The organism is Streptomyces sp. NPDC060184 (genome assembly GCF_042728795.1).
In the GTDB taxonomy this organism is placed as follows: domain Bacteria; phylum Actinomycetota; class Actinomycetes; order Streptomycetales; family Streptomycetaceae; genus Streptomyces.
The window spans coordinates 59,654-83,258 of the sequence record NZ_JBHWYX010000001.1 but is presented as its reverse complement, the minus strand read 5'-3'; the positions used below and the strand labels follow the sequence as shown (position 1 = coordinate 83,258).

16 protein-coding genes, 4 tRNA genes and 1 other RNA gene are annotated in these 23,605 nt (G+C 70.8%); 9 read left to right on the top strand and 12 right to left on the bottom strand.

Annotation, left to right across the window (positions count from 1 at the left end; all coding sequences use genetic code 11):
- Positions 1-19 precede the first annotated feature (19 nt).
- The 4 genes from ACFWEE_RS00350 to ACFWEE_RS00335 form a co-directional block, all read right to left on the bottom strand.
- Positions 20-979, bottom strand: a complete 960-nt coding sequence (locus tag ACFWEE_RS00350) for a hypothetical protein (RefSeq protein ID WP_386885065.1) — start codon at positions 977-979, stop codon at positions 20-22.
- Positions 980-2,280: 1,301 nt separating this feature from the next.
- On the bottom strand, positions 2,281-3,006 hold the full coding sequence (locus ACFWEE_RS00345; protein WP_386885064.1) for a PaeR7I family type II restriction endonuclease: 726 nt from the start codon (positions 3,004-3,006) through the stop codon (positions 2,281-2,283).
- Positions 3,007-3,017: 11 nt separating this feature from the next.
- On the bottom strand, positions 3,018-4,694 hold the full coding sequence (locus tag ACFWEE_RS00340; protein WP_386885062.1) for an Eco57I restriction-modification methylase domain-containing protein: 1,677 nt from the start codon (positions 4,692-4,694) through the stop codon (positions 3,018-3,020).
- A 306-nt stretch (positions 4,695-5,000) separates the two neighbouring features.
- Positions 5,001-5,088: transfer RNA gene (locus ACFWEE_RS00335), tRNA-Ser, on the bottom strand.
- 142 nt (positions 5,089-5,230) lie between these two features.
- Here ACFWEE_RS00335 and ffs point away from each other — a divergent pair.
- The 6 genes from ffs (at position 5,231) to ACFWEE_RS00305 (ending at position 14,774) form a co-directional block, all read left to right on the top strand.
- An RNA gene (gene ffs, locus ACFWEE_RS00330) (signal recognition particle sRNA small type) lies at positions 5,231-5,327 on the top strand.
- Between the two features lie 226 nt (positions 5,328-5,553).
- A complete protein-coding gene (locus tag ACFWEE_RS00325) occupies positions 5,554-7,821 on the top strand; it encodes a DNA polymerase III subunit gamma and tau (protein ID WP_386885060.1) in 2,268 nt (755 codons plus the stop codon).
- 109 nt (positions 7,822-7,930) lie between these two features.
- On the top strand, positions 7,931-9,196 hold the full coding sequence (gene purD, locus ACFWEE_RS00320; RefSeq protein WP_386885058.1) for a phosphoribosylamine--glycine ligase: 1,266 nt from the start codon (positions 7,931-7,933) through the stop codon (positions 9,194-9,196).
- A gap of 560 nt (positions 9,197-9,756) precedes the next feature.
- Positions 9,757-11,628: a hypothetical protein gene (locus tag ACFWEE_RS00315; protein WP_386885057.1), complete on the top strand. Its 1,872-nt coding sequence runs from the start codon at positions 9,757-9,759 to the stop codon at positions 11,626-11,628.
- A 528-nt stretch (positions 11,629-12,156) separates the two neighbouring features.
- A complete protein-coding gene (locus ACFWEE_RS00310) occupies positions 12,157-13,614 on the top strand; it encodes a N,N-dimethylformamidase beta subunit family domain-containing protein (protein ID WP_386885056.1) in 1,458 nt (485 codons plus the stop codon).
- Between the two features lie 245 nt (positions 13,615-13,859).
- Positions 13,860-14,774: a phosphoribosylaminoimidazolesuccinocarboxamide synthase gene (locus ACFWEE_RS00305; protein WP_386885054.1), complete on the top strand. Its 915-nt coding sequence runs from the start codon at positions 13,860-13,862 to the stop codon at positions 14,772-14,774.
- Between the two features lie 173 nt (positions 14,775-14,947).
- Here ACFWEE_RS00305 and ACFWEE_RS00300 read toward each other — a convergent pair.
- From ACFWEE_RS00300 to ACFWEE_RS00265, 8 genes are all read right to left on the bottom strand, one after another.
- Positions 14,948-15,023, bottom strand: a tRNA-Gly gene (locus ACFWEE_RS00300).
- Between the two features lie 24 nt (positions 15,024-15,047).
- Positions 15,048-15,662, bottom strand: a complete 615-nt coding sequence (locus ACFWEE_RS00295; RefSeq protein WP_386885405.1) for a DNA-binding response regulator — start codon at positions 15,660-15,662, stop codon at positions 15,048-15,050.
- Between the two features lie 41 nt (positions 15,663-15,703).
- On the bottom strand, positions 15,704-17,140 hold the full coding sequence (locus ACFWEE_RS00290) for a sensor histidine kinase (protein WP_386885053.1): 1,437 nt from the start codon (positions 17,138-17,140) through the stop codon (positions 15,704-15,706).
- Positions 17,122-17,934, bottom strand: a complete 813-nt coding sequence (locus tag ACFWEE_RS00285; protein ID WP_386885051.1) for an ABC transporter permease — start codon at positions 17,932-17,934, stop codon at positions 17,122-17,124. The genes ACFWEE_RS00290 and ACFWEE_RS00285 overlap by 19 nt, the downstream gene beginning before the upstream one ends.
- A complete protein-coding gene (locus ACFWEE_RS00280; RefSeq protein ID WP_386885050.1) occupies positions 17,931-18,971 on the bottom strand; it encodes an ABC transporter ATP-binding protein in 1,041 nt (346 codons plus the stop codon). The genes ACFWEE_RS00285 and ACFWEE_RS00280 overlap by 4 nt, the downstream gene beginning before the upstream one ends.
- A 237-nt stretch (positions 18,972-19,208) precedes the next feature.
- Positions 19,209-19,284: transfer RNA gene (locus tag ACFWEE_RS00275), tRNA-Gly, on the bottom strand.
- A 79-nt stretch (positions 19,285-19,363) separates the two neighbouring features.
- A tRNA-Gly gene (locus ACFWEE_RS00270) sits at positions 19,364-19,435 on the bottom strand.
- A gap of 177 nt (positions 19,436-19,612) precedes the next feature.
- Positions 19,613-19,948 carry an Lsr2 family protein gene (locus ACFWEE_RS00265; protein ID WP_386885048.1) on the bottom strand — a complete coding sequence of 112 codons (336 nt, stop codon included), beginning with the start codon at positions 19,946-19,948 and terminating at the stop codon, positions 19,613-19,615.
- Positions 19,949-20,360: 412 nt separating this feature from the next.
- Here ACFWEE_RS00265 and purS point away from each other — a divergent pair, with 412 nt between their 5' ends.
- From purS to purL, 3 genes are read left to right on the top strand one after another with little or no spacing between them, the layout of a single operon-like run.
- The gene (gene purS / locus ACFWEE_RS00260; RefSeq protein WP_266706271.1) at positions 20,361-20,621 is read left to right on the top strand and encodes a phosphoribosylformylglycinamidine synthase subunit PurS; all 261 of its coding nucleotides are present in this window, start codon (positions 20,361-20,363) and stop codon (positions 20,619-20,621) included.
- Positions 20,618-21,298 (top strand): phosphoribosylformylglycinamidine synthase subunit PurQ, encoded by a 681-nt coding sequence (gene purQ / locus ACFWEE_RS00255; RefSeq protein ID WP_386885046.1) that lies wholly within the window; start codon positions 20,618-20,620, stop codon positions 21,296-21,298. Before purS ends, purQ begins: the two co-directional genes overlap by 4 nt.
- Complete coding sequence (gene purL / locus ACFWEE_RS00250; RefSeq protein ID WP_386885045.1) at positions 21,295-23,544, top strand: phosphoribosylformylglycinamidine synthase subunit PurL; 2,250 nt, start codon at positions 21,295-21,297, stop codon at positions 23,542-23,544. The genes purQ and purL overlap by 4 nt, the downstream gene beginning before the upstream one ends.
- Positions 23,545-23,605: the final 61 nt, after the last annotated feature.

Here is a 23,605-nt window from a genome sequence, read left to right as displayed (position 1 = left end):
ATGTGGCCAGGCCCGGTCCCTAATCGAAGAGCCTCGCGTGGTCCGTTCCGAGCCACTTGTCATGGGGGGCAACTGTAGGCGAAATGACTTCTGGATAGCGGTCCGCCAGGTATTCTTGTTGGACTTCCTCGCCCGATGCTCGGTCGAGAACGTTTTTAGTGCCACCCAACTTCATCTTCTTCAGTGTGCCGATGGTCTCGCCGGAGACGAGAGCGTTAAAGGCCTTAACCGCTTGGGCTGATTGCTGCACACTGTCTCGGCTGACCATGCCGCGGTTCACGCTGAGCATGGTGTTCGTATACATGGCCCGAGGGTCCCGCCCGACGAATTCACGGCTTGCGTCGCCGATCCCATCTAGGAACAAGTTCGCTACATGTTCCGGCCACACTTCCGTGATGACCTTGTATGCCACGATCAATCCAGTTGCACTGGAGTGGCACTGCTTACCCTTGCTCACCAGGCGGATGATCTGGTCCTCGGTCACTGGCCACTTCGGTACGAGTTCCTGGAGCTTCTCTGCGGTGAGCCGGCCGATGGTCCAGCGGGTCCATGAGTGCCCCGCCGCGCGGTTGGCGAGAATTTTGAGCGCCGCCGCGTAGACATTGGCGTTGGCCTGTTTCATTTCCGTAATCTGGGCGACGAAGTCGCCCGCAGTGCGGACACGTCCTCCATCGATGGCGGTGAAAGTGTCAGGAGTGAGGTTGTATGTCACCTGCGCGGTCACGGTCGTATTGGTCTCGATGATTGCAGCGGCTCGGTGCTGCCCGTCGATGAGGCAGCCGTGCCAATCGATAGCGAACCCTTGATGCGTGGTGCGAAACTCGCCATTGCGGAGAATGGTTTTGAACTTATCTACATTGGAGCGCTTCAAGGGGACGCGATTACACGTCCTCTTAGTCATCCAATTCGCGCACTTTTCGGGCGTCACCTCGATGGTTTCTGTGTACACGGGTGGGTTGTTTCCGTTTTGCCCGGTCATGGCGCTCTCCCCTCGTGCTGATACGGGCCCGTTCTCCTGGTCGTGACGAGACGGCCGTCTTACTTCTGGTCGGAGATTAGCGAGCGGTTGCAGTCGTGGTGCGCGGTGTCACGAATCGATCAATTGTGATCAGAGATTGCTACTTTCGTGGTTGAATTATTCCTACTCGCGATCAACTCTTGGTCCGGATCCGTGCAGCTCGCGAAGGCTTCTTCGGCATCGGGGCCCGTGCAGAGTCTCGACTGGATGGTGCTGCTCCTGGCCACCGTTCTTTGCGGCTAAGCGCGTTGGGCACCGCGCGAGAGCAGCCGCCTTTCCCTCTGCCTGCATGGCTCCTTCGGTTCAGCCCCGTGATCCACGTGTGCTAAGAACGCCTGTTCGCAGGTGGTGTGGTGTGGTGTCTGCTCTGTTCTGCGGGCGCCTGCTAAAGACCGGCACAATGTGCCCGTAGGTGGAGTGCTTCTTCTGTTCTCGTGTTCTCGCCCTGGCTGTGCGGGATGACCTGCAGGCTCAGGCCACTATGCCCGACCGTGGAGAGCCGTAATGTCGGCCGGGTTGTGCCGGGTTGTGCCGGGCTGGCCTCTGCCGAGGATTTGGGATGCGGACGATTCCCCGACCGAGTCGGGGCGGACCATCCGGAACGGGCGGTGAGCTGCTGCTGTTGCGAAAACCTGTCCGAGGCGCCTTGTGTGTGGGGCCTCTCCGACGGATCGGCGAGGGCAACTCCAGCCTCAACAGTGAGCCACACTGCGCGCCTACTGGGCGGCAGATGAGCTGTCCGTCAGGGGCTGCCACAGCGATTCCGGCGCCCGGTGGCGGGATCGCGGGATTGCGCAGAGATGGCAGACCGAGGCGTCAAGCCGTCCAACTCGTTCTGCAAGGCGGTCGGTCTGTCGCACCGGATGCGGCATAGTCGGAGGCCGGATTCAGACCCAGGGGAAGGAAGAGCCCGATGACTCTGGGGAGTCGTGAGACCTGGCCAGCGCCGGTCCTTGATCTCGGTGACCGTCTCATCGACAGGGCCGCGCCGAGTTGTGACTCCCGCTAAGAGCAGGGACGTTGTCAGTGGCGTGCGTCAGACTCGGAGCACGGTACACACCCGTGCCGGCTGTCTGCCCACGCACCGCACCCCCGCCCGCTAAGGGGTGTCCGCAATTCCTGGTGGGTGCGCGACGACAGCTACGGCACCTCGCCGCATTGTCGGAACGTCCGCATACGTCCAGTATGCGGACGCCCCTCCGCCTTGCGATGCACCGCATCTGACGCCGCGCACTGATCCACCACGAATTGCGGGACAACCCTTAGCCGGGAAGCCCGAGTTCCTTCAGATACGTGAGCCGGGCGTTTATCGCCGCTGAAAAGTGTCGCCAGTCGAGGCTATCCACCAGCTCCGTCGGCTTGGGCTTCTCGGCCGATGATGTGACGTAGCAGGCGGCGTCGTACAACTGCTCCGCCACGAGGCGTTCACAGAAGGTCCCGAAGCGGTCCTGGTAAGAGGTCTCGTGCCAGTGTGAGTCGATGGGCAGTGCGCCCTTGGCGATCCTGACCGGGTTCCGGGACTTCTGGTGGTCTTCCATGATGAAGAAGTAGCCGAGCCAGGGCTTCTCCTTCGGATACAGGTCGGCCAAGACTGCTCGGCGTAGGTCCACAGCGCTGCCGAGCGCCTCCTCGACCCTGTTGTTGTAGTTGTTGCCGAAGGAAGGGCCACCCAACGCCTTGAGCTCGAAGGCCGCGACGAGGACGCCTTCGTGAACGACCACCACGTCCCACTGCTTCTGTGGGCGGTAGTAGCCGGGAAGTTCGAGTCCTTGCTTCTTGGCGACCCGGATGCTCTCGGGCGGGTAGCCGGCTTCGAGGAAGAACTTCGACAGGAGGATCGCGATCGCGTCGAAGTGCTTGCCACCACGTACGGATCCAGCTGTACCGGCTCCGACAGCAGCCTTGATCGCAGACTGTTCGTCCTGAAGCTTCCTGGCGTCCCAGTAGGCCGCTATCGCATCCTCGAAATCCTGGCGGGTGACCGTCAAGATCCGTCCTCCTAGTCAGGCAGTTCGGCAAGTCCGTAGACGCGCAGGGCGGCCTCCGTGGCGGCCCTCACGTCTCGCTTATCGAAAGCTGCGGCCAGGGCTTCTCGGTCGCGCTCGCTGATCGCTTCCGGGTCGGGGACCCGGATCTTGCGGAGGTACTGGGCCTGGAAGCGGAGGGTCCCCCCTCGCATCTTGACCGCGTACGCCTCCACGAATGCTTCCGCGACCTTGGAGAGCAGCAGACCACCCAGCACGCGCATGTCCCAGACGTCCGAGACGATGAAGTACAGGTTGTGGTGAGGGTACAGCCCGCCCTCATCGAGTACCGGATGGATCGTCAGCTTCATGTCCGGGAAGAGCAGCTTGGGCCGGCGGGCCAGTGTGGAATCGACCTTGTCGATGGTCTTGTACCAGCGGTGCGGCTGCTTGACCGCCACGTAGCGCTTGCGCAATGCGGCTTCGTGATCGTCGAGATACTTTGCGAGCCGGGGGTATGCGGCGAGGTCGACCAGATCGCCACTCGCAGACCAGGGGTTGACCAGGTAGGTGCCGCTCCAGTTGAGCGCGCCGCTCGTGGTGTCACGGACCATGGCCATAGGCAGCAGCCGGTCATCCTCGATCAACTTTTCGTCGCTGGTGAGGAAGACCTTGTCCGCCCCAGTGGCGACGCCAATGCCGACCCTGGTGCCGGTGCCGTCGTTCTCGAGAAGTTGGAAGCGCTCTGTCAGCTCCTCGAGCACGGCCAGCCGGGCGGGAGAGGCGCTCGGCCACGAGTCCTCGTCCGGGAACCAGTGCGGCATGCGAGCGGCCTGGAAGGCTTCCGTCGCGACCGTTTCAGTCCGATCACTCGTGTACCAGCGCGCGAAGTCGGTGGCTTGGGGAGCGTCGAAGGCTCGCGTGGTGTCTGCTGCCACGGCGGTGCCCTGGCCTCGATTGCTGATGAGCGTGATGGCCGGGTAGGCGGAAACCTGGTCGTCGAACGCGTCGACATCGTGCATGACGAGGGCCAAGTCCATGCTGAAGTTCTTGGCCACCAGTTGCCTCAGCCGCCGACCGTACTGGTTGCGCATCCAGCGGTCCGCGCAGATAAAGCCCAGCTGTCCGCCTGGCCCGAGGCTTCGGAGAGCGACTTCGAAGAAGCCGACGTAGATGTCTGCGCGACCGCCCATGGTGGTGCACGCGCGGCGGTAGACCGCCATCCTGTCCGCTGGGACGTCCTCCAGGCGGATGTAGGGCGGGTTGCCGACCACGTAGTCCGCGTGCTGGATCGCCTCGGGCTGGAGCAGGTAGTCCCCCCGCTCGATCCAGGACTCTGCTACCGACTGGGCTTCTGCTGGGTCCCAGCCATCGTCGACCAGGTGCTTCTCGACTACTTCGCGGCTTCTGTGGACGTTCCGCTCCAGCAGGTCGAGCGCACGTACGGCCCCGCGCGCATCACCGATGGGGCGGTTGTACTTGCGGCAGGACGCGCTGATCCGCGAGGCCACCGCTCCCAGAAACGCTCCCGAGCCGCAGGCCGGCTCAACAAGCTTCAAGTCGCAGAGGATCTTGTCCGAGGTGTAGCCCACGAGGTCGAGGATCATGTCGACGACCCAGCGCCGCGTGAACACCTCGCCGTGCTCCACGGCCTCCTCGGGGACCGAGGGAAGGGCGTGGAGGGCGGTGTCGAAGAACAGGGGAGTGGCCACATCTCGACACTACTCGGGAGGATTTCGGCCACGGGAGTTATCCACAGGGGCGGTCGCGCTGAACCGAGTGATTTGTTCTGTCTGCGGAGCAGCGGGATGAGGTCGACAGCCCTGTCGTTCTCGTGGCCAAGGAGAGCGCGCTTCGATTCGTCGACGTGAGGGCGCCTGCGACTGAGTAGTGCGCGTGCCAGCGACCGAGATGACGTGTCACCTTGGGGTAACTGAGACCAGAAGTGAGACCACGCAACGTCGAAGGGCCCCGCAGCAAGCTACGGGGCCCTTCGACGTATTGCCCGGTGAGAGCAATGGCGGAGGATACGAGATTCGAACTCGTGAGGGGTTGCCCCCAACACGCTTTCCAAGCGTGCGCCCTAGGCCACTAGGCGAATCCTCCGCCGCAAACAATACAAGACGTTGAGGGGTGCTCGCGAACACGTTCCCCGGAAGATCGTCGGAGCGGGGGGTCGCGGGCGGATCGGGGGAGCTCCGGACCCGGGCGGGTGGACCTGGAGGGGTGGGGATCGGCTAAGGTGGGCGTCAGCCCCTCACGTGGCGCTATCTGACTGAACTCCCCCAGGGCCGGAAGGCAGCAAGGGTAGGTTGGCTCTGGCGGGTGCGTGGGGGGCCCTTGTGTTTTCCGGGCCCTCGCGGCGGTCCGGTCCGTCCGCCCCCGGGGTGACCGGCCTCGGACGGGGTTCCTCGCGGGCCCGCTCGGGCGCTCGGGCATCGCCCCCGGCCGTCCGCCGCGCATGTGATCTACATCTCGTTGTTGGGGCCGCGCCCCGGTGTGACCAGGGTCCCCGGCCGGCGGGCCCCGATGCGGAGTCGGTTGTCGGTGCGTCCCGATAACCTCGTAACTGTGTCGTCCCTTGCGCTGTACCGCCGCTACCGCCCCGAGTCGTTCGCCGAGGTCATCGGTCAGGAGCATGTCACTGACCCGCTCCAGCAGGCCCTGCGGAACAACCGGGTCAATCACGCGTATCTGTTCAGCGGGCCGCGTGGTTGTGGAAAGACGACCAGCGCGCGCATCCTCGCCCGCTGCCTGAACTGCGAGCAGGGGCCGACGCCGACGCCGTGCGGGGAGTGCCAGTCCTGCCGGGACCTGGCGCGCAACGGCCCCGGTTCGATCGACGTCATCGAGATCGACGCGGCTTCGCACGGTGGCGTGGACGACGCCCGTGACCTGCGCGAGAAGGCGTTCTTCGGGCCGGCTTCCAGCCGCTACAAGATCTACATCATCGACGAGGCGCACATGGTCACCCCGGCAGGGTTCAACGCCCTGCTGAAGGTGGTCGAGGAGCCGCCGGAGCACCTCAAGTTCATCTTCGCGACGACCGAGCCCGAGAAGGTCATCGGCACGATCCGGTCGCGCACGCACCACTACCCGTTCCGGCTCGTCCCGCCCGGCACGCTCCGTTCGTACCTCGCGGAGGTCTGCGGCAAGGAGGACAGCGCGGTCGAGGACGGTGTGCTGCCGCTCGTCGTACGGGCCGGGGCCGGGTCCGTCCGTGACTCGATGTCCGTCATGGACCAGCTGCTGGCCGGTGCGGGCGACGATGGCGTGACGTACGCCATGGCGACCTCGCTGCTCGGTTACACGGACGGGTCGCTGCTCGACTCGATGGTGGACGCCTTCGCGGCCGGTGACGGTGCCGCGGCCTTCGAGGTCGTGGACCGGGTGATCGAGGGCGGCAACGACCCGCGCCGCTTCGTCGCCGACCTGCTGGAGCGCCTGCGCGACCTGGTGATCCTGGCGGCCGTGCCGGACGCCGGGGAGAAGGGGCTCATCGACGCCCCCGCCGACGTGGTGGAGCGGATGTCGGACCAGGCGTCCGTCTTCGGCGCCGCCGAGCTGAGCCGCGCCGCCGACCTCGTCAACCAGGGGCTGACGGAGATGCGGGGCGCGACCTCGCCGCGCCTCCAGGTGGAGCTGATCTGCGCCCGGGTGCTGCTGCCCGCCGCCTTCGACGACGAGCGGTCGTTCCAGGCGCGGCTGGACCGCCTGGAGCGCGGCGGCGCCTTCGCGGCGGCAGCGGGAGGAGGGGCGCAGGCCGTGCAGTCGTTCCAGCCCGCCCCGCCCGCCCTGGGGTACGTCCCCGGGCCCGAGGCGCACCCGCCGATGCCGGCCGCCCCCGCCGCCCCGTACAACCCGCCCGCCGCCGCACCGTACGCGGCGCCGCAGCAGGCCCCCGCACCGCAGGCCTCGCAGGCACCCGCGCCGCAGGCTCCCGCACCGGCCCCCGAGTACGGGCAGCAGCCCCCCGCCGAGGCACCGCCCGCGGCGCAGCGGCCCGGCGCCTGGCCCACCCCGGCCGCGGCCGGCGGCGGGGAGCAGGCCCGCCGTCCCGGTGGCTGGCCCACCGCCTCCGCCCCGGGTGCCGGGGCGCCGCGCCCCGCCGCCCCCGCTCCCGCCGCACCGGCCGCTCCCGCCCCCCAGGCGCCCGCTGCCGCACCGGCCGGGGGCCAGGACATGGCGCAGGGTGCCGGTCAGGTGCGCAGCATCTGGCCGGAGATCCTGGAGGCGGTGAAGAACCACCGCCGCTTCACCTGGATTCTGCTCAGCCAGAACGCCCAGGTCACCGGGTTCGACGGGACCACGCTCCAGATCGGTTTCGCCAACGCGGGCGCCCGTGACACGTTCGCGAGCAGCGGCAGCGAGGGAGTGCTGCGGCAGGCGCTGGCCGAGCGGTTCAACGCCCAGTGGCGCGTCGAGGCGATCGTCGATCCCTCCGGTGGCGGTGGCCAGCCGATGCAGGGCGGCGGACGCCCCGGCGGCGGCGCGCCCGCGTACCAGGCTCCGCCCCAGCAGTCGTACGAGCAGCGCCCGGCGCCCGCCGCGGCGCCCCAGCAGGCGTACCAGCCCCAGGCGGCCCCGCAATCCCCGCAGTCCCCGCCGCAGCAGTCCCAGCAGACCCCGCAGTCCTACGGCGGGCAGACGCCGGGCGGCTCCGGGCCCGCGTCCGCGGCGTACGAGCGGTCCGCGCCCGAGCCGGTGCACACGGTCGCGCCGGAGGACGACATCCCGGAGGAAGACGATCCGGACCTCGTCGACTCGGCGCTCTCCGGGCACGAGCTGATCGTCCGCGAACTCGGTGCCACGGTCGTGGAGGAGTTCACCAACGAGTAGCGGGGACCGCCGCGTTCCGGCCCCGGGAGGATTCCCGGGCCCCGGGGCCCCGGCGTCCACGGACCGGAGGCCGTCGAGGCGTCCGGCCCCCGGCGGCTAGGCTGCACCCGTGAAGGTCCTCGTCATCGGCGGCGGCGCCCGCGAACACGCCCTGTGCCGCTCTCTTTCCCTCGACCCCGAGGTCACCGCTCTGTACTGCGCTCCCGGCAACGCCGGTATCGCGGAGGTGGCCGAACTGCGCCCGGTGGACGCGCTCGACGGTGACGCCGTCGCGCGTCTCGCCACCGAACTGGGTGCCGGGCTGGTGGTCGTCGGCCCGGAGGCGCCGCTCGTCGCCGGGGTCGCCGACGCCGTGCGCGCGGCCGGCATCCCCTGCTTCGGACCGTCCGGTGAGGCGGCGCAGCTCGAAGGCTCCAAGGCGTTCGCGAAGGACGTCATGGCCGGAGCCGGCGTCCCGACCGCCCGGAGTTACGTCTGCACCACCGCCGAGGAGATCGACACCGCGCTCGACGCCTTCGGTGCCCCGTACGTCGTCAAGGACGACGGGCTGGCCGCCGGCAAGGGTGTCGTCGTCACCGACGACATCGAGGCGGCCCGCGCCCACGCGCTCGCCTGCGACCGGGTGGTCATCGAGGAGTTCCTCGACGGCCCCGAGGTGAGCCTCTTCGCGATCACCGACGGCACCACGGTGGTGCCGCTCCAGCCCGCCCAGGACTTCAAGCGCGCCCTCGACGGCGACGAGGGCCCGAACACCGGTGGCATGGGTGCCTACTCCCCGCTGCCGTGGGCGGACCCGAAGCTGGTCGACGAGGTCCTGGAGACGGTTCTCCAGCCCACCGTCGACGAGCTGCGCCGACGCGGTACGCCGTTCTCCGGCCTCCTCTACGCGGGCCTCGCGCTGACCTCGCGCGGCGTGCGCGTCATCGAGTTCAACGCGCGCTTCGGCGACCCGGAGACCCAGGTGGTCCTGGCCCGTCTGCGGACCCCGCTCGCCGGTCTGCTGCTCGCCTCCGCCAACGGCACGCTGGACGAGGTGCCGCCGCTGAACTGGCTCGACGACGCCGCCGTCACCGTGGTCATCGCCTCGCACAACTACCCGGACACCCCGCGTACGGGCGACCCGATCGACGGTCTCGCCGACGTGGCGGCCGAGGACGCCCCGCACGCGTACGTCCTGCACGCCGGTACGAAGGCGGACGGGCGCACGGTCCTGAGCGCGGGCGGCCGGGTCCTCTCGGTGACCGCGACCGGACCGGACCTCGGCAAGGCCCGCGAGCGCGCGTACACGGCCCTCGGCCGCATCCGGCTCGACGGTTCCCAGCACCGTACGGACATCGCGCTGAAGGCAGCCGAGGACGCCGCTGCCGGGGCCTGACCCTCCCGTTCCACCCGGTTACGAGTCCCACCCTGTACGACCCAGTGGCGGCCGAGCGCGACAGCTCGGCCGCCACTGGCGTATCCGCAGGCCCCCGCCACCCGCACCCGCGGAGGTGTGGCGCCCGCGCCGCCCCCGCGCCGCGGCGCACGGACCGCACCCGCACTGCCCCCGCCCCCGCGGACGTATCGCACCCGCACCGGCCCGGCATCCGCTTCACACCGACACCCCCCGTCCGCCCCCGTCCGCACCACCTGCCCCGTCCGCACCACCCGACCAGCTCCGCCCTTACGCTCCGTGCGCCGGAGCACGCCCCCGCGTATGCGCTGCGTGCGCGGGGGAGGGGATTGCCCATCTGCGGCGATAAGTCAGCAGCTTTACCCAAAGCCATTCCATCGGGTGACGGCTGGGCCATCCGGATGACGGCCGCGAAACCCCCAACTAGGGTGCGGCGCAAGGATTCCGGCACTTGGCCCACTGACATTGCGATGTCCGAGGGCGGTGCCACAGTGGGGGAGTGAGCAACGCCGTCGCGGGGGCAGAGGGGGTGACTTCCGGTCGTGTCCGGTACGGAGACTGGTGAGGACCTGGGCATGCGGGCCGCCCGGGCGCGGGCCCTCGCGCTGCTGCGCATCCGCAGCCGTGCGGTGGCGCTGGCGATCCTGCCCGCGGCGGTGGCCGTGGTCATGATCGCCGCCACCGCGCAGGGACGTTTGTCCGGCGTCGGCTGGAACACCGCCCGCTGGGTGGTGGGCGCGACGGCCGTCGTCTTCCTGGTGCTGGCCGCGGGGGTGGCCGTCACCGTCGCGCGGGCCCGGCCGGCGCTCAGTCCGACCGTCGCCGTGGACGAGAAGTCGGCCCCCGACCTCTACCGGCTCGTCCGCGAGCTCGCCGACCGCATGGACGTGCCCGCGCCCTCGGCGATAGCGCTCACCCCCGACTGCGACAGCTGGCTGGAGGACCGTACCCACCCCTCCGCGCGGACCGGCCGTTCCCCCGAGGAGCCGGCCGGTGACCGGCGCGACCGCGAGCGGGCGGCGCCGGTGCTGGTCATCGGGTCGCCGTTCCTCTGGTGGATGCGCGTCGGTGAGCTGCGCGCGGTACTCGCCCCCGTCGTCGCCGGTACGGGCCTCGCGGCGCATCCCGACATAGCCGCCGCCCGGCGGTTCGTCCGAGGGCTGGACGGAGTCGTCGCGGACGCCGGGGGCCCCCGCCCCGGGCCCGCGCGGTCAAACGTTTCGCTGGTCGGTGTGTCCGGCCGGATGTCCCGCGCCTTCACCGGCTGGGCCGCCCGGCTGCTGCTCCGCAGCTGTCGCGGGCACGCCGCCGAGATGGAGCGGTGCGTCGCGCTCTCCGCCTCGCTGCGCGCCCAGGGTGTGGACTACGGGGTGCGCGCCGTCGCCCAGGAGCAGGTCGGGCTCGTCTACGCGGGCTGGGACCGGCTGCTGACCCGTGTCGCGCTGCCCGCCTGGCGGATGGGGCGGTGGCCCGCGCGGCTGGACGCGGGGGTGGTCTCCGCGCTCACCGAGCTGTCCCGGCGCGACCGGCTCGCGGAGGGTTTCGCCGCGCGCCTGGGCGAACGCCCCGCCTGCGACCTCCTCGAAGAGCCCGGTCTGGCCGACGAGGCGGCGTCCCTGCTCGCCGCGCGGCTCTTCCACGGCGGCCCGGCCCGGGGCGGCGAGTGGTCGCCGGTCGACTGGCAGCGGTACCCGGAGGAGGTCGTCGACCGGAAGTGGCGTGCGGAGGCGGCGCGGCTGCACGGCGTCATGGACGCCCTCGGCACCGCGGCCCCCGGTCCGGCCGCGCCCGCTCCCGCCGGGCCCACCGCCCCGCGCCCCTCGGCCGTACGGACCGCCGAGGCCGGAGCGCCCACGCTGGCCCGGGTCATCGACCACATCGCGGGCCGGGGCGGCGGCGAGGAGCTCGCAGCCGCCGTCGGAGCGGCCGTCGCCCGCGAGGAAGCCGCGGAGGCCGCCGCCCGGGCCGAGGCGGAGTCACCCGCCACCGGTACGGCCGACGGCGCGGCGACCTCCCCCGCCGACGCCACTTCGGCGACCCCCACGGCGAACGGCACGGCGGCGGCCGGTACGGCGGGCCGCGGGGCGGCCGGCGGCGGCCAGGCGGCCGTGGATCCGCTCGACCTCTGGGGCCCCGGCCCCCTCCCGCTCTTCCCGCTCCAGCCGCCCCGTACGGGCACGGAGCTGCTCGCCGACCACGTCACGGCCATGGTCTGCTGCGCGGCCGTGGACACGGCCGGGGCGGCGCCGGGCCTCGACTGGCTGGACGGCCCCGCGCTGCTGGTCGACGGGGCGCGCCGGACGGATCTGGGTACCCCGGTGCTGAGCCTGGTGGAGGACGGCGACGCGGAGCCGCTGCGCTCCTGGCTGTCCGAGCTGGGCATCCGGGAGGACAAGCCGGTCCGCCTGGTCTGACCGCGACGGGCGCCGCGCCCGCGCAAGCCGCCACCCCGGGCACGCACACGGCCCCGGGCACGCACACGGTCCACACGGTCCCGGGAACGCACACGGCCCCGCGTCTCGGGGCCTGCCACCAGCGAGACACGCGCCCCACCCCGCACCACGTACCCCGCCCCGGCGCTCGGGCTCGTACGCGCGCCCCGTGCGGAGCCAACACGCCCCCTGAATACGGAAATGTGTCCCGGTCCGCCGCAACGGGCCCTCCGTATACGGAAATATGGCACCGTGTACGCACTCGGTCCGCGCAAGCGGGGCCGACGGGGTGCTGTCCCGTGCCCCGCGCACGCGCCCTCGCCCGGCGCACGCCGCCTTCCGCGCGCTCGCGCGGACCTCGGTACGGGCCCAATACCCAGAAGGGTAGGTTCCGTTCACGTCAATTCACGACGAACGGTGACGAGCCGCATGCGTTATGTGATGTGCTGGGATCGGCCCTGACACAGGGCGCACCAGAGTGGTACGGGGGACGTGAGGGAGGGGCCGGTCATGGGGGCGGAGCACAGTCGCCGATGGGAGTCGGGTGCCCTCGCGCACGCCGTGAGCGATCCGTTCGGGCAGGGCCCACTGCCCTGGCTGCGCAACAGCGAGAACTACCTCAACGACACGGGGCAGGTGGTCCCCTGGTACGCCGATCCCGAGCTGGGGCGCAGCGGCGGCGGCCCGCGCACCGCCGATGACGTGCACCGACAGGTGAAGGGTTTCGCGTCGCCCGGGGCGGCGGCGCCCGGTGAGGCCATCGACTTCCACATCACGGTGGACCCGCCCCAGCCGTTCTACGTCGACATCTACCGCATCGGTCACTACGACGGCGACGGCGCCCGGAAGATCACCACCATCCCGCGCCAGTCGGGCATCGTGCAGCCCCCTCCGCTCGCCGCCGACAAGACTGTTTCCTGCCACCATTGGTGGCTTTCCTGGCGGCTCCAGATCCCGGCGCAGTGGGCGGTGGGTGCTTATGTCGCCGTGTTGACGACCGTCGACGGACACCGTTCGCACGTGCCGTTCACGGTCCGGGACGACCACCCGGCCGATCTGCTGCTGCTGCTCCCGGACATCACGTGGCAGGCGTACAACCTCTATCCCGAGGACGGCGTGACGGGCGCCAGCCTGTACCACGCGTGGGACGAGAAGGGCGGGCTGCTGGGCGAGGAGGAGGCCGCGGTGACGGTCTCCTTCGACCGCCCGTACGCGGGTGCCGGGCTGCCGCTCCACGTCGGCCACGCCTACGACTTCATCCGCTGGGCCGAGCGGTACGACTACAGCCTCGCCTACGCGGACGCCCGGGACCTGCACGCGGGGCGCGTCGACCCGGGCCGGTACCGGGGCCTGGTCTTCCCCGGCCACGACGAGTACTGGTCGGTCCCGATGCGGCGCACCGCGGAGCTGGCGCGGGACACCGGGACCTCGCTGGTCTTCCTGTCGGCCAACACCATGTACTGGCAGGTGTCGCTCTCCCCGTCCGCCTCCGGGGTGCCCGACCGCCTCCTGACCTGCCGCAAACGCCAGGGTCCGGGGAAGGCCGCGCTCTGGCGGGAGATCGACAGGCCGGAGCAGTTGCTGCTCGGCATCCAGTACGCGGGCCGGGTGCCCGAGCCCTCGCCGCTGATCGTGCGCAACGCCGACCACTGGCTCTGGCGGGGCACCGGCGCGCAGGAGGGCGAGGAGATCGCCGGTCTGGTGGCGGGCGAGGCCGACCGCTACTACCCGCGTACCGCGCTGCCGGAGCACGAGGACCGCATCCTGCTCGCGCATTCGCCGTACGAGGACTCCGAAGGCGCCCGGCGCCACCAGGAGACCTCGCTCTACCAGGCGCCGTCCGGGGCTCTCGTCTTCGCCTCCGGGACATTCGCCTGGTCGCCGGCGCTGGACCGTCCCGGGCACACCGACGAACGCATCCAGCAGGCCACGGCCAACCTCCTGAACCGGATCTGCAAGCGCGACTGACCCGGCGGCCGGTACGGCTGACCCCGCGGGCCGGCGCGACTGGCCCCTGCGGCCGACGCGACTGCCCGCTCCTTGCCGGCGCGACTGACCCCGCGGCCAGGGCGGTCCGCAGGTGGGCGCCGGGCCGGTGCGGGTGTCGCCGCCCCGGTGCGCGTACCCCGCCGGACCGCCCCACGCGGCGGGGTGGCGGCGGCATACGGGACAATCGGAACCGCGACCCTTGGATCAACCTACGCGGAGGCAGCGTGTCCGGTTTCGTAGAAAAGCCCGAGCCCGTCCAGGTTCCGGGCCTCACCCACCTGCACACCGGCAAGGTGCGTGAGCTGTACCGGAACGAGGCGGGTGACCTCGTCATGGTCGCCAGCGACCGCATCTCCGCGTACGACTGGGTGCTGCCGACCGAGATCCCCGACAAGGGCCGGGTGCTTACCGCGCTGTCGCTGTGGTGGTTCGACCAGCTCGGCGACCTGGTGCCGAACCACGTCATCTCCACCGAGGTGCCGGCCGGTGCCCCCGCCGACTGGGAGGGCCGCACGACGATCTGCCGTTCGCTGCGGATGGTCCCGGTCGAGTGCGTGGCTCGCGGCTACCTGACCGGCTCCGGTCTCGTCGAGTACGACGCCTCCCGCACGGTCTGCGGCATCGGCCTCCCCGAAGGGCTCGTCGACGGCTCCGAACTGCCGGGCCCGATCTTCACCCCGGCGACGAAGGCGGCCGTGGGCGACCACGACGAGAACGTCAGCTACGAGGCGGTCGCGCACACCGTCGGCGCCGAGACGGCCACCCGGCTGCGGCAGTTGACGCTCGACGTGTACCGGCACGCCCGGGACATCGCGCACGGGCGCGGGCTCATCCTGGCCGACACCAAGTTCGAGTTCGGTTACGCGACCGGCGCGGACGGTGCCGAAGAGCTGATCATCGGCGACGAGGTGCTGACCCCGGACTCCTCGCGCTTCTGGCCGCTCGCCGAGTGGGAGCCGGGCCATGCCCAGCCCTCGTACGACAAGCAGTTCGTCCGCGACTGGCTTACCTCGCCGGCCTCCGGCTGGGACCGCAGGAGCGAAACCCCGCCGCCCCCGCTGCCGCAGCAGGTGGTCGACGCGACCCGCGCCAAGTACATCGAGGCGTACGAGCGTCTGACCGGCCTCAGCTGGAAGTAGCCGCCCAGCGGTCCACCACGCACCCTGCCGCCGCCCCCGCCACGAGGGGGCGGCGGCAGCGCGTTCCCCGCGACAGGTTTCCCGCAGCGCGTCTCCCCTGGAAGGGAGTACGGCTCCGAGGGGCGTCCGGACACGAAGAAGGCCCCGGTCACGAGGACCGGGGCCTTCTCACGTGGAGCGAACGACGAGGTTCGAACTCGCGACCTCAACCTTGGCAAGGTTGCGCTCTACCAGCTGAGCTACGTTCGCATCTGCGCCTGAGCGCGATGACAACTATACCCATCCCTGAGCCCGAGCGAAACGCACTGCCGCGTGACGGTTCTCCACGCCCAGTTTGGAGACCGCCGAGGAGAGGTAGTTGCGGACCGTTCCGGGGGAGAGCGAAGCCCGCGCGGCGATCTCCGCCACGGGGGCGCCGTCCGCCGCCAGTTCCAGTACTTCGGCTTCCCGGGCGGTCAGCGGCGAGTCCCCGGCGGAGATCGCGTCGGCGGCCAACTCCGGGTCCACGTAACGGTTTCCGCCGTGCACGATCCGGATGATCTCGGCCAGTCGACGGGCGCTGAGCGTCTTGGGCACGAAGGCCCGCACCCCGGCGTTCAGTGCGCGTTTCAGGTGCCCGGGGCGGCCGTGGCTCGTCACGATCATGGTGCGGCAGCCGGGCAGTTCGGCCCGGAGGGATGTGGCCACGCTCACACCGTCCGTGCCCGGCATCTGGAGATCGAGGACCGCGACGTCCGGCCGGTGGGCCAGGGCCATGGCGAGCGCTTCCGGCCCGGTCGCCGCCTCCGCGACCACCACGAAGTCGTCCTCCAGCGCGAGCAGCGCGGCGAGGGCACCCCGGATCAGATGTTCGTCGTCGGCGAGCAGCAGACGCACCGGCGGGGATATGCCGGCGTCAGCGGGTCCGGGTCCGGGTCCGGGTGCGGCGGTCAACGGTCCTCCACGAGTTCCGGCTCGCACACGGTGAGCGAGCCCTCCGACACCGACAAGTCCCCCGCTACCGACAAGTCCTCCGCCACCGGCACGTCCCCCGCCACCGGCACGTCCGCCTTCAGCGGCACGTCCACCGGCACCGTGGCGGTGAGCCGGAAGACCCCGTCCCCGGCCGGTCCCGCCTCCAGCGAGCCACCGAGCGCGGCGAGCCGCTCCCGCAGTCCGGGCAGGCCGGAGCCCCCGGAGGCAGGGCCGGGGCCGGGCTCCGGGGCGGCGGCCACCCCGTCGTTCTCCACCGTCAGCCGCACGGACCTCTTCTGTGCCGTGAGCCGGATCACCGCCAGCCGGATCACGCAGCGGCGCGGGTCGCCGTGGCGCAGCACGTTGGTGGTCGCCTCGCGCACCACCCAGCCGAGCGCCGACCCGGCGGCGGCGGGCAGCCCCGCCGCCGCCCGGTCCTCCTCGATCGCGCAGTCGATGCCGGCCGACCGCAACACCGCCTGCGCCCCGTGGAGTTCGGCGCGCAGATCCGCTTCCCGGTAGCCGCGCACGACCTCGCGGACCTCCTGCTGGGAGGCGCGGGCGATCCGCTGGACCTCGACCATCTGGTCCACGGCCGAGGGCTTTCCACGCCGGGCGAGTTCGACGGCGAGCTCGCTCTTCAGCGCGATCACCGCGAGGTTGCGGCCCAGCACGTCGTGCATGTCCCGGCCGAACCGGAGCCGTTCCTCCGCCACCGCGAGCCGGGCCTGAAGGTCGCGGGCCTCCTCCGCCTGCCACATCACGCTCAGGCTCCACGCGGAGGGCCGTACCGCCAGCAGCATCAGGAGCCCGCTGAGCAGCCCCGCGCCCGCCACCCCGGCCAGCGTCCCGCCGCGCACCCCGGCCGACGCGAAGAGCCCGGCGCTCACCGCCGCGTACGCCAGGCAGTGCAGCAGAAAGGTCCGGACCGGCACGAGGAGGACGTAGGGGGTGACGAAGGCGACCGGCAGGTCGAGGGCGAACATCGCCAGCCCGTCGCCGTCGATCCCGTGCGCGGCGGCCAGCACCACGAGCAGCCCCAGCCCGGCGGCGAGCAGCACCACCGGGACGGCCAGGCCGCGGGCGGGGAAGGCACCCCGGCCCAGGTAGGAGCGGTGAGCGGGGGGCAGGATCCGGTGCAGGTACGCGCACTGGGCGGCGCAGACCAGGGTGAACAGACCGCCCAGCGTCCAGGGCAGCGGATCGTGGCGCAGATCCGTGGCGAGCGGGGCGATCCCCCAGGTGAGGAGGAAGAACCAGGGCATCGTCTCCAGGGTCGCCCGCTGGTAGAGGTCGATGCGCTGGAGCCGGCCGCGTCCCTGCCAGCGGCGCCGCCACTCCCTCGTACGCCGGATCACCGTTTCTCCGTCCCCCTCGCCGTCGGCGCCGTGGTTCAGCGCCGCGGGTCCCATCGGAACCACCTCCGCCCAGCAAACACGGCGAACCCGGTCCAGGCCAGAGCCGCGACCGCCGCGCGCGCCAGCGCCCCGGCGGACTCGCCGCCCAGCCATCCGGCGCGGACCAGGGTCATCACCCCGGTCAGCGGCAGCAGTTGGCAGGCGGCGGCGAGGCGATCCGGGAGGACGGCGAGCGGGACGAAGAGCCCCGAACCCATCCCGGAGACGAGGAAGAACGGCAGAGTGGTGAGCTGCGCGGTCTGCACCGTGCGCGTACCGGCCGAGGTGAGCGCCGCGAGCCCGGCGAGCAGGACGCAGCCGAGCAGCAGCCCCGCCACCAGCAGGGCGGGACGCTCCGGCGCCCCCAGCCCCAGCGCGGCCCCGCCGACCGCCACGATCAGCGCGCTCTGCGCCAGCAGCAGGAGGGCCGCGGGCAGCGCCGTCCCGCCGAGGATCTCCAGGTCCCGGATCTCTCCGGTCCGCAGCCGCTTCAGCACCAGCTCCTCGCGCCGGGCGACGTACGTGGAGACGAGGTTCATGTGGACGACCTGGATCAGCGCCGCCCCGATCCCGCCCGTCAGCGCGGCCCCGGCGACGGACATTCCGGCGGGGCCGAGATCGACCCGGTCGAGAGAGGACTTGAGGGCGACCGTCATCGCCAGGGGCATGAGCAGGGCGACGAAGACCGCCGTCCTGTTCCGGGCGAGCAGGGTCAGTTCGGCGCGGGCGAGGGCGTACAGCCTCCGCACCGTCGTGGTGCCGGTCGTGGGGCGGGCCGTGGAGGTGCCCGCCGCCGTGGTGACGCTCATGCCGCCGCCCCCTGCGTCCACCGCGCCCCGGCCCCTGTCCCGCCCTCGGGCACCGTGCTCCCGGGGAACTCCCCGTCCCCGGGGGCGCCGCCGCTCCCGGTGCGCGCGATCTCCAGGAACGCCTCCTCCAGCGAACCGGACCGGGCGTCGAGCCCGTCGAGGACGACGCCCTCCCCGGCCGCCCAGCCGAGGAGGGCGTGCAGAGATTCCTGGAGGGCGCGGGTGCGGATCTCGATCCGCCCGCCCGCTGCCGCCCCTCCCCGGCCACGCAGACCCGCCGGCAGCCGGTCGGCCGGGACACCCTCGGGCAGGTGGAACCGGATGCGGGCCGGTTGGCCGGCCGTGACCTCGGCCGTCGTCCCGGAGGCCACGATCCGGCCCCCGTGCATGATCGCCAGCCGGTCCGCGAGGGCCTCGGCCTCCTCCAGGTGATGGGTGGTCAGCAGCACGGTGGTGCCGCCGTCCCGCAGGGCCCTGACGAGCTCCCAGGTGTCGCGCCGGCCCTCCGCGTCGAGCCCGGTCGTCGGCTCGTCCAGGAAGAGGACCTCCGGCCGGGCGACGAGCGCCAGCCCCAGGTCGAGGCGCCGCCGCTCACCCCCCGAGAGCTGCTTGACGCGGACCCGGGCACGGCCGGTCAGCCCCACCCGCTCCAGCACCTCCCCGACGGGCCGGGCACCGCTGGTGCACGCGGCCCACATCCGTACGGTCTCGGTCACCGTCAGGTCGGACGGGAAGCCGCCCTCCTGGAGCATCACCCCGGTCCGGGGCCGGACGGCGGCCCGCTCGCGGAACGGATCGTGGCCGAGGACGCGCACGGTCCCGGCGTCCGGCACCGCGAGCCCTTCCAGCAGCTCCACCGTGGAGGTCTTCCCGGCACCGTTGGTGCCGAGCAGCGCGAAGAGTTCCCCGCGCGGTACGGAGAAGGAGATCCCGGCGACGGCCTCGAAGCCGCCCGCGTACCGCCGTCGCACCGCGCGGGCCTCGATCACCGGCGTACCGGCAGGGCCTGGTTCGCCGCCATGGGCGTCACTGGTCATGCATCCAGGCTGGCCGGGGCCGGAGCCCGGCGGCAGTGCGAGCCGTCACCATCCCGCATGACATCCGTCATGACGGACACGGCTGCCGACCCCGCCGGACCGGAGCCCGAAAAAATCAGTGCCGGCGGAAAGAAGTCCCCGGCCCCGCCCCGCACACGCATCCCGTGCACGCATCCCGCGCACGCATCCCGTGCACACGAAAAAGACCCCGGTCGAAAACGACCGGGGTCTTTCCTCTGGAGCGGACGACCAGGTTCGAACTGGCGACCTCAACCTTGGCAAGGTTGCGCTCTACCAACTGAGCTACGTCCGCATTGCCTCCGCTCGGCTTTCACCGGGCGGCGCGAGCACCACTCTACCCGATCCACCGGAGTGGTCGGAAAGCGATGCAGAGCGGGTGACAGGAATCGCACACTGCGCCTCCCCCCTGGAAGGGGGGTGTTCTACTACTGAACTACACCCGCACGCTGCTGTGGTTGGGGCCTTTCGGCCTTGCCCCTTGGCGTGATCCAGACTCTATCCGAACTGCGGGGGTGGAGCGCAAGTCGGCTCCCCCGCGGATGTCGCGGCGAGGCTGCGTGCGAGCCGTCCCGGAGCTCGCCGCGGACCTCCGGGTGCCGCCGCCGGGTCCCGCCCGGTGCTCAACTCGCTTGTTCGAAAGCTTCGTAGACCTTCTTCGGGATGCGTCCCCTGGCCGGCACGTCCATCTGGTGCGACCGCGCCCAGGCGCGGACGGCCGCCGGGTCGGGGGCGAGGGAGGTGTGGCGGTAGGAAACGGGGGTCTTGCCGTGCTTTCCGGCTTTTGTCTGCTTTCGACCGGCTGCCACGTACGGCGCCAGGGTCTTCCGCAGCTTTTTCGCGTTGACGGGATTGAGATCGATCTCGTAGGACTTCCCGTCGATGGCGAAAGTGACCGTTTCCGCCGCCTGTCCCCCGTCGATGTCGTCGGAGAGCGTGACCACTACGCGTTGCGCCACGGATATCGGTCCTTTCCTGCGGCGTCCGCTCGTCTTGACGTGCGCGGACGCCGGCCTTCCGGCTGCCTGGGGTTCTCAACTGTCGGATCGGGCCGGGCCCGCGGGCCCCGGGCTCGATTCCGAGGCGTCGGTGTTCCGGTGTTCTTCGAGCCGCGATGCTTTCCTTGGTAATCATTTGTACAGCGGTGGTACGGCATTGTGAAGCCCGCCCAATTGTTTCGCGTGTCCGTCCGCAATCGGTACTGGTTTTTTCCGCGGGCTTTTCCCGGGGCCGGTGGTGATCGATATCCGCACGTGATCCGCAGATCCTTGTCTACCCGCGTAGAAATTTCCGGCAGGTACGCTGGCAGGACCCGCCGGGGTCTGGGGAACCCCCCGGAGACCCAGCCGCACCACACCATTGGGAGTGCCAGTGGCACGCGTCGTAGTCGACGTCATGCTCAAGCCGGAGATCCTCGACCCGCAGGGACAGGCGGTGCAGCGCGCACTGCCCCGTCTCGGCTTCGAGGGAATCGCCGACGTTCGCCAGGGGAAGCGTTTCGAGCTTCAGGTCGAAGGGCCGGTCGACGACGCCGCCCTGGCCCGGATCAACGAACTCGCCGAGACCTTCCTCGCGAACACCGTCATCGAGGACTTCGTCGTGAAGGTGGAGTCCGAGGAGGCCGCGAAGTGACCGCTCGTATCGGCGTCGTCACTTTCCCCGGCACGCTCGACGACAAGGACGCGCTGCGCGCGGTCCGCGTCGCGGGGGCCGAACCCGTATCGCTGTGGCACCGCGACAAGGACCTGCACCAGGTCGACGCGGTCGTCCTCGCGGGCGGCTTCTCCTACGGCGACTACCTGCGGGCCGGAGCCATCTCCCGCTTCTCGCCGGTGATGGAGACCATCATCGAGCAGGCGAAGGCGGGCATGCCGGTCCTCGGCATCTGCAACGGCTTCCAGATCCTGACCGAGGCGCACCTGCTGCCCGGCGCGATGCTGCGCAACAACCACCTCCACTTCATCTGCCGCGACCAGAAGCTGCGGGTGGAGAACACGGGGACCGCCTGGACCGCGGACTACGCGGACGGCCAGGAGATCTCCGTACCGCTGAAGAACATGGACGGCCGGTACACCGCCGACGAGCGCACGCTCGACGAGCTGGAGGCCGAGGGCCGCGTCGCGTTCCGCTACGTCGACGTGAACCCCAACGGCTCGCTCCGTGACATCGCCGGCATCAGCAACGCCGCCGGCAACGTCGTCGGCCTCATGCCCCACCCCGAGCACGCGGTCGAGCCGCTGATCGGCACCGGCGGCACGGACGGCCTCGGTTTCTTCACCTCGATCATCAAGAAGCTGGTCAACGCATGAGCCTGGATACGGTCAAGCACGCGGCCGAGACCCCGGACGCCGAACAGCCCTGGAAGGAACTCGGCCTCAAGGAGGACGAGTACGCCCGCATCCGCGAGATCCTGGGCCGCCGTCCCACCGGCGCCGAGCTCGCCATGTACTCCGTGATGTGGTCCGAGCACTGCTCCTACAAGAGCAGCAAGGTCCACCTCAAGCAGTTCGGCGAGAAGGTCCCCGCCAACGACGCGATGCTCGTCGGCATCGGCGAGAACGCCGGTGTGGTCGACGTCGGCCAGGGTTACGCGGTCACCTTCAAGGTCGAGTCGCACAACCACCCGTCGTACATCGAGCCCTACCAGGGCGCGGCGACCGGCGTCGGCGGCATCGTCCGCGACATCCTCGCCATGGGTGCCCGCCCGATCGCGGTCGTCGACCCGCTGCGCTTCGGCGCGGCCGACCACCCCGACACCAAGCGCGTCCTGCCGGGCGTCGTCGCGGGCATCGGCGGCTACGGCAACTGCCTCGGCCTGCCGAACATCGGCGGCGAGGTCGTCTTCGACGCCTGCTACCAGGGCAACCCGCTCGTCAACGCCGGCTGCATCGGCGTGATGAAGCACGAGGACATCCACCTCGCCCAGGCCTCCGGCCCCGGCAACAAGGTCATCCTCTACGGTGCCCGCACCGGTGGCGACGGCATCGGCGGCGTCTCGGTCCTCGCGTCCGAGACCTTCGAGTCGACCGGTCCGGCCAAGCGCCCGGCCGTCCAGGTCGGCGACCCGTTCCAGGAGAAGCTCCTCATCGAGTGCACCCTGGAGATCTTCAAGGAGAAGCTCGTCGCGGGCATCCAGGACCTCGGCGGCGCCGGGCTCTCCTGCGCCACGTCCGAGCTGGCGTCCGCCGGTTCCGGCGGCATGCGCGTCGAGCTGGACACCGTGCCGCTGCGCGACTCCTCCCTCTCGCCCGAGGAAATCCTCATGAGCGAGTCGCAGGAGCGCATGTGCGCGATCGTCGAGCCGCAGCACGTGGACCGCTTCCTGGAGATCTGCGAGAAGTGGGACGTCATCGCCACCGTCATCGGTGAGGTGACCGAGGGCTCCCAGCTGGAGATCTTCTGGCACGGCGAGCAGATCGTGGACGTGCCGCCGCGCTCCGTCGCCCACGAGGGCCCGACCTACCACCGCCCGTTCGCCCGCCCCGAGTGGCAGGACGCGCTCCAGGCGGACGACGCCGGCAAGCTGGCCCGTCCGGCGAACGCCGCCGAGCTGCGCGCGCAGGTCCTCCAGCTCGTCTCCTCGCCGAACCAGGCGTCGAAGACGTGGATCACGGACCAGTACGACCGCTTCGTGCAGGGCAACACCGTGCTCGCGATGCCCGAGGACGCCGGTATGGTCCGCATCGACGAGGAGACCAACCTCGGCGTGGCCATGGCGACCGACGGCAACGGCCGCTACGCGAAGCTCGACCCCTACACCGGTGCGCAGCTCGCGCTGGCGGAGTCGTACCGCAACGTCGCCGCCTCCGGTGCCAAGCCGCTCGCGATCTCGGACTGCCTGAACTTCGGTTCGCCCGAGGACCCGGACGTCATGTGGCAGTTCGCCGAGGCCACCCGCGGTCTCGCGGACGGCTGCCTGGAGCTGGGCACCCCGGTCACCGGCGGCAACGTCTCGCTGTACAACCAGACCGGTGAGACGGCGATCCACCCGACGCCGGTCGTGGCCGTGCTCGGTGTGATCGACGACGTCACCCGGCGCACCCCGGTGGCGTTCGCGCAGGAGGGGCAGCTGCTCTACCTGCTCGGCGACACGCACGAGGAGTTCGGCGGCTCGGCCTGGTCCGAGGTCGTCCACCAGCACCTCGGCGGGATGCCGCCCAGGGTCGACCTGGGCCGCGAGAAGCTGCTGGCCGAGATCCTGATCTCGGCCTCGCGCGACGGCATGATCGACGCCGCGCACGACCTCTCCGACGGCGGTCTCGTCCAGGCGGTCACCGAGTCCTGCCTGCGGGGCGGGAAGGGTGCCCGGCTGGTCGTCCCGGACGGTCTGTCCGCGTTCACCTTCCTCTTCTCCGAGTCGGCGGGGCGCGCGGTCGTCTCGGTGCCGCGCAGCGAGGAGCTCCGCTTCAACGACATGTGCGGCGCGCGGGGTCTGCCCGTCACCCGCATCGGTGTCGTGGACGGTGACGAGATCGAGGTCCAGGGCGAGTTCAGCATCCCGCTGAGCGAGCTGCGGACCGCCCACGAGGGCACGATTCCGGCGCTCCTCGCCTGAGTCTTCCTCCTGGAGTACGTACGCCGATGCCCCCGTCCGGTTCGCCGGGTGGGGGCATCGT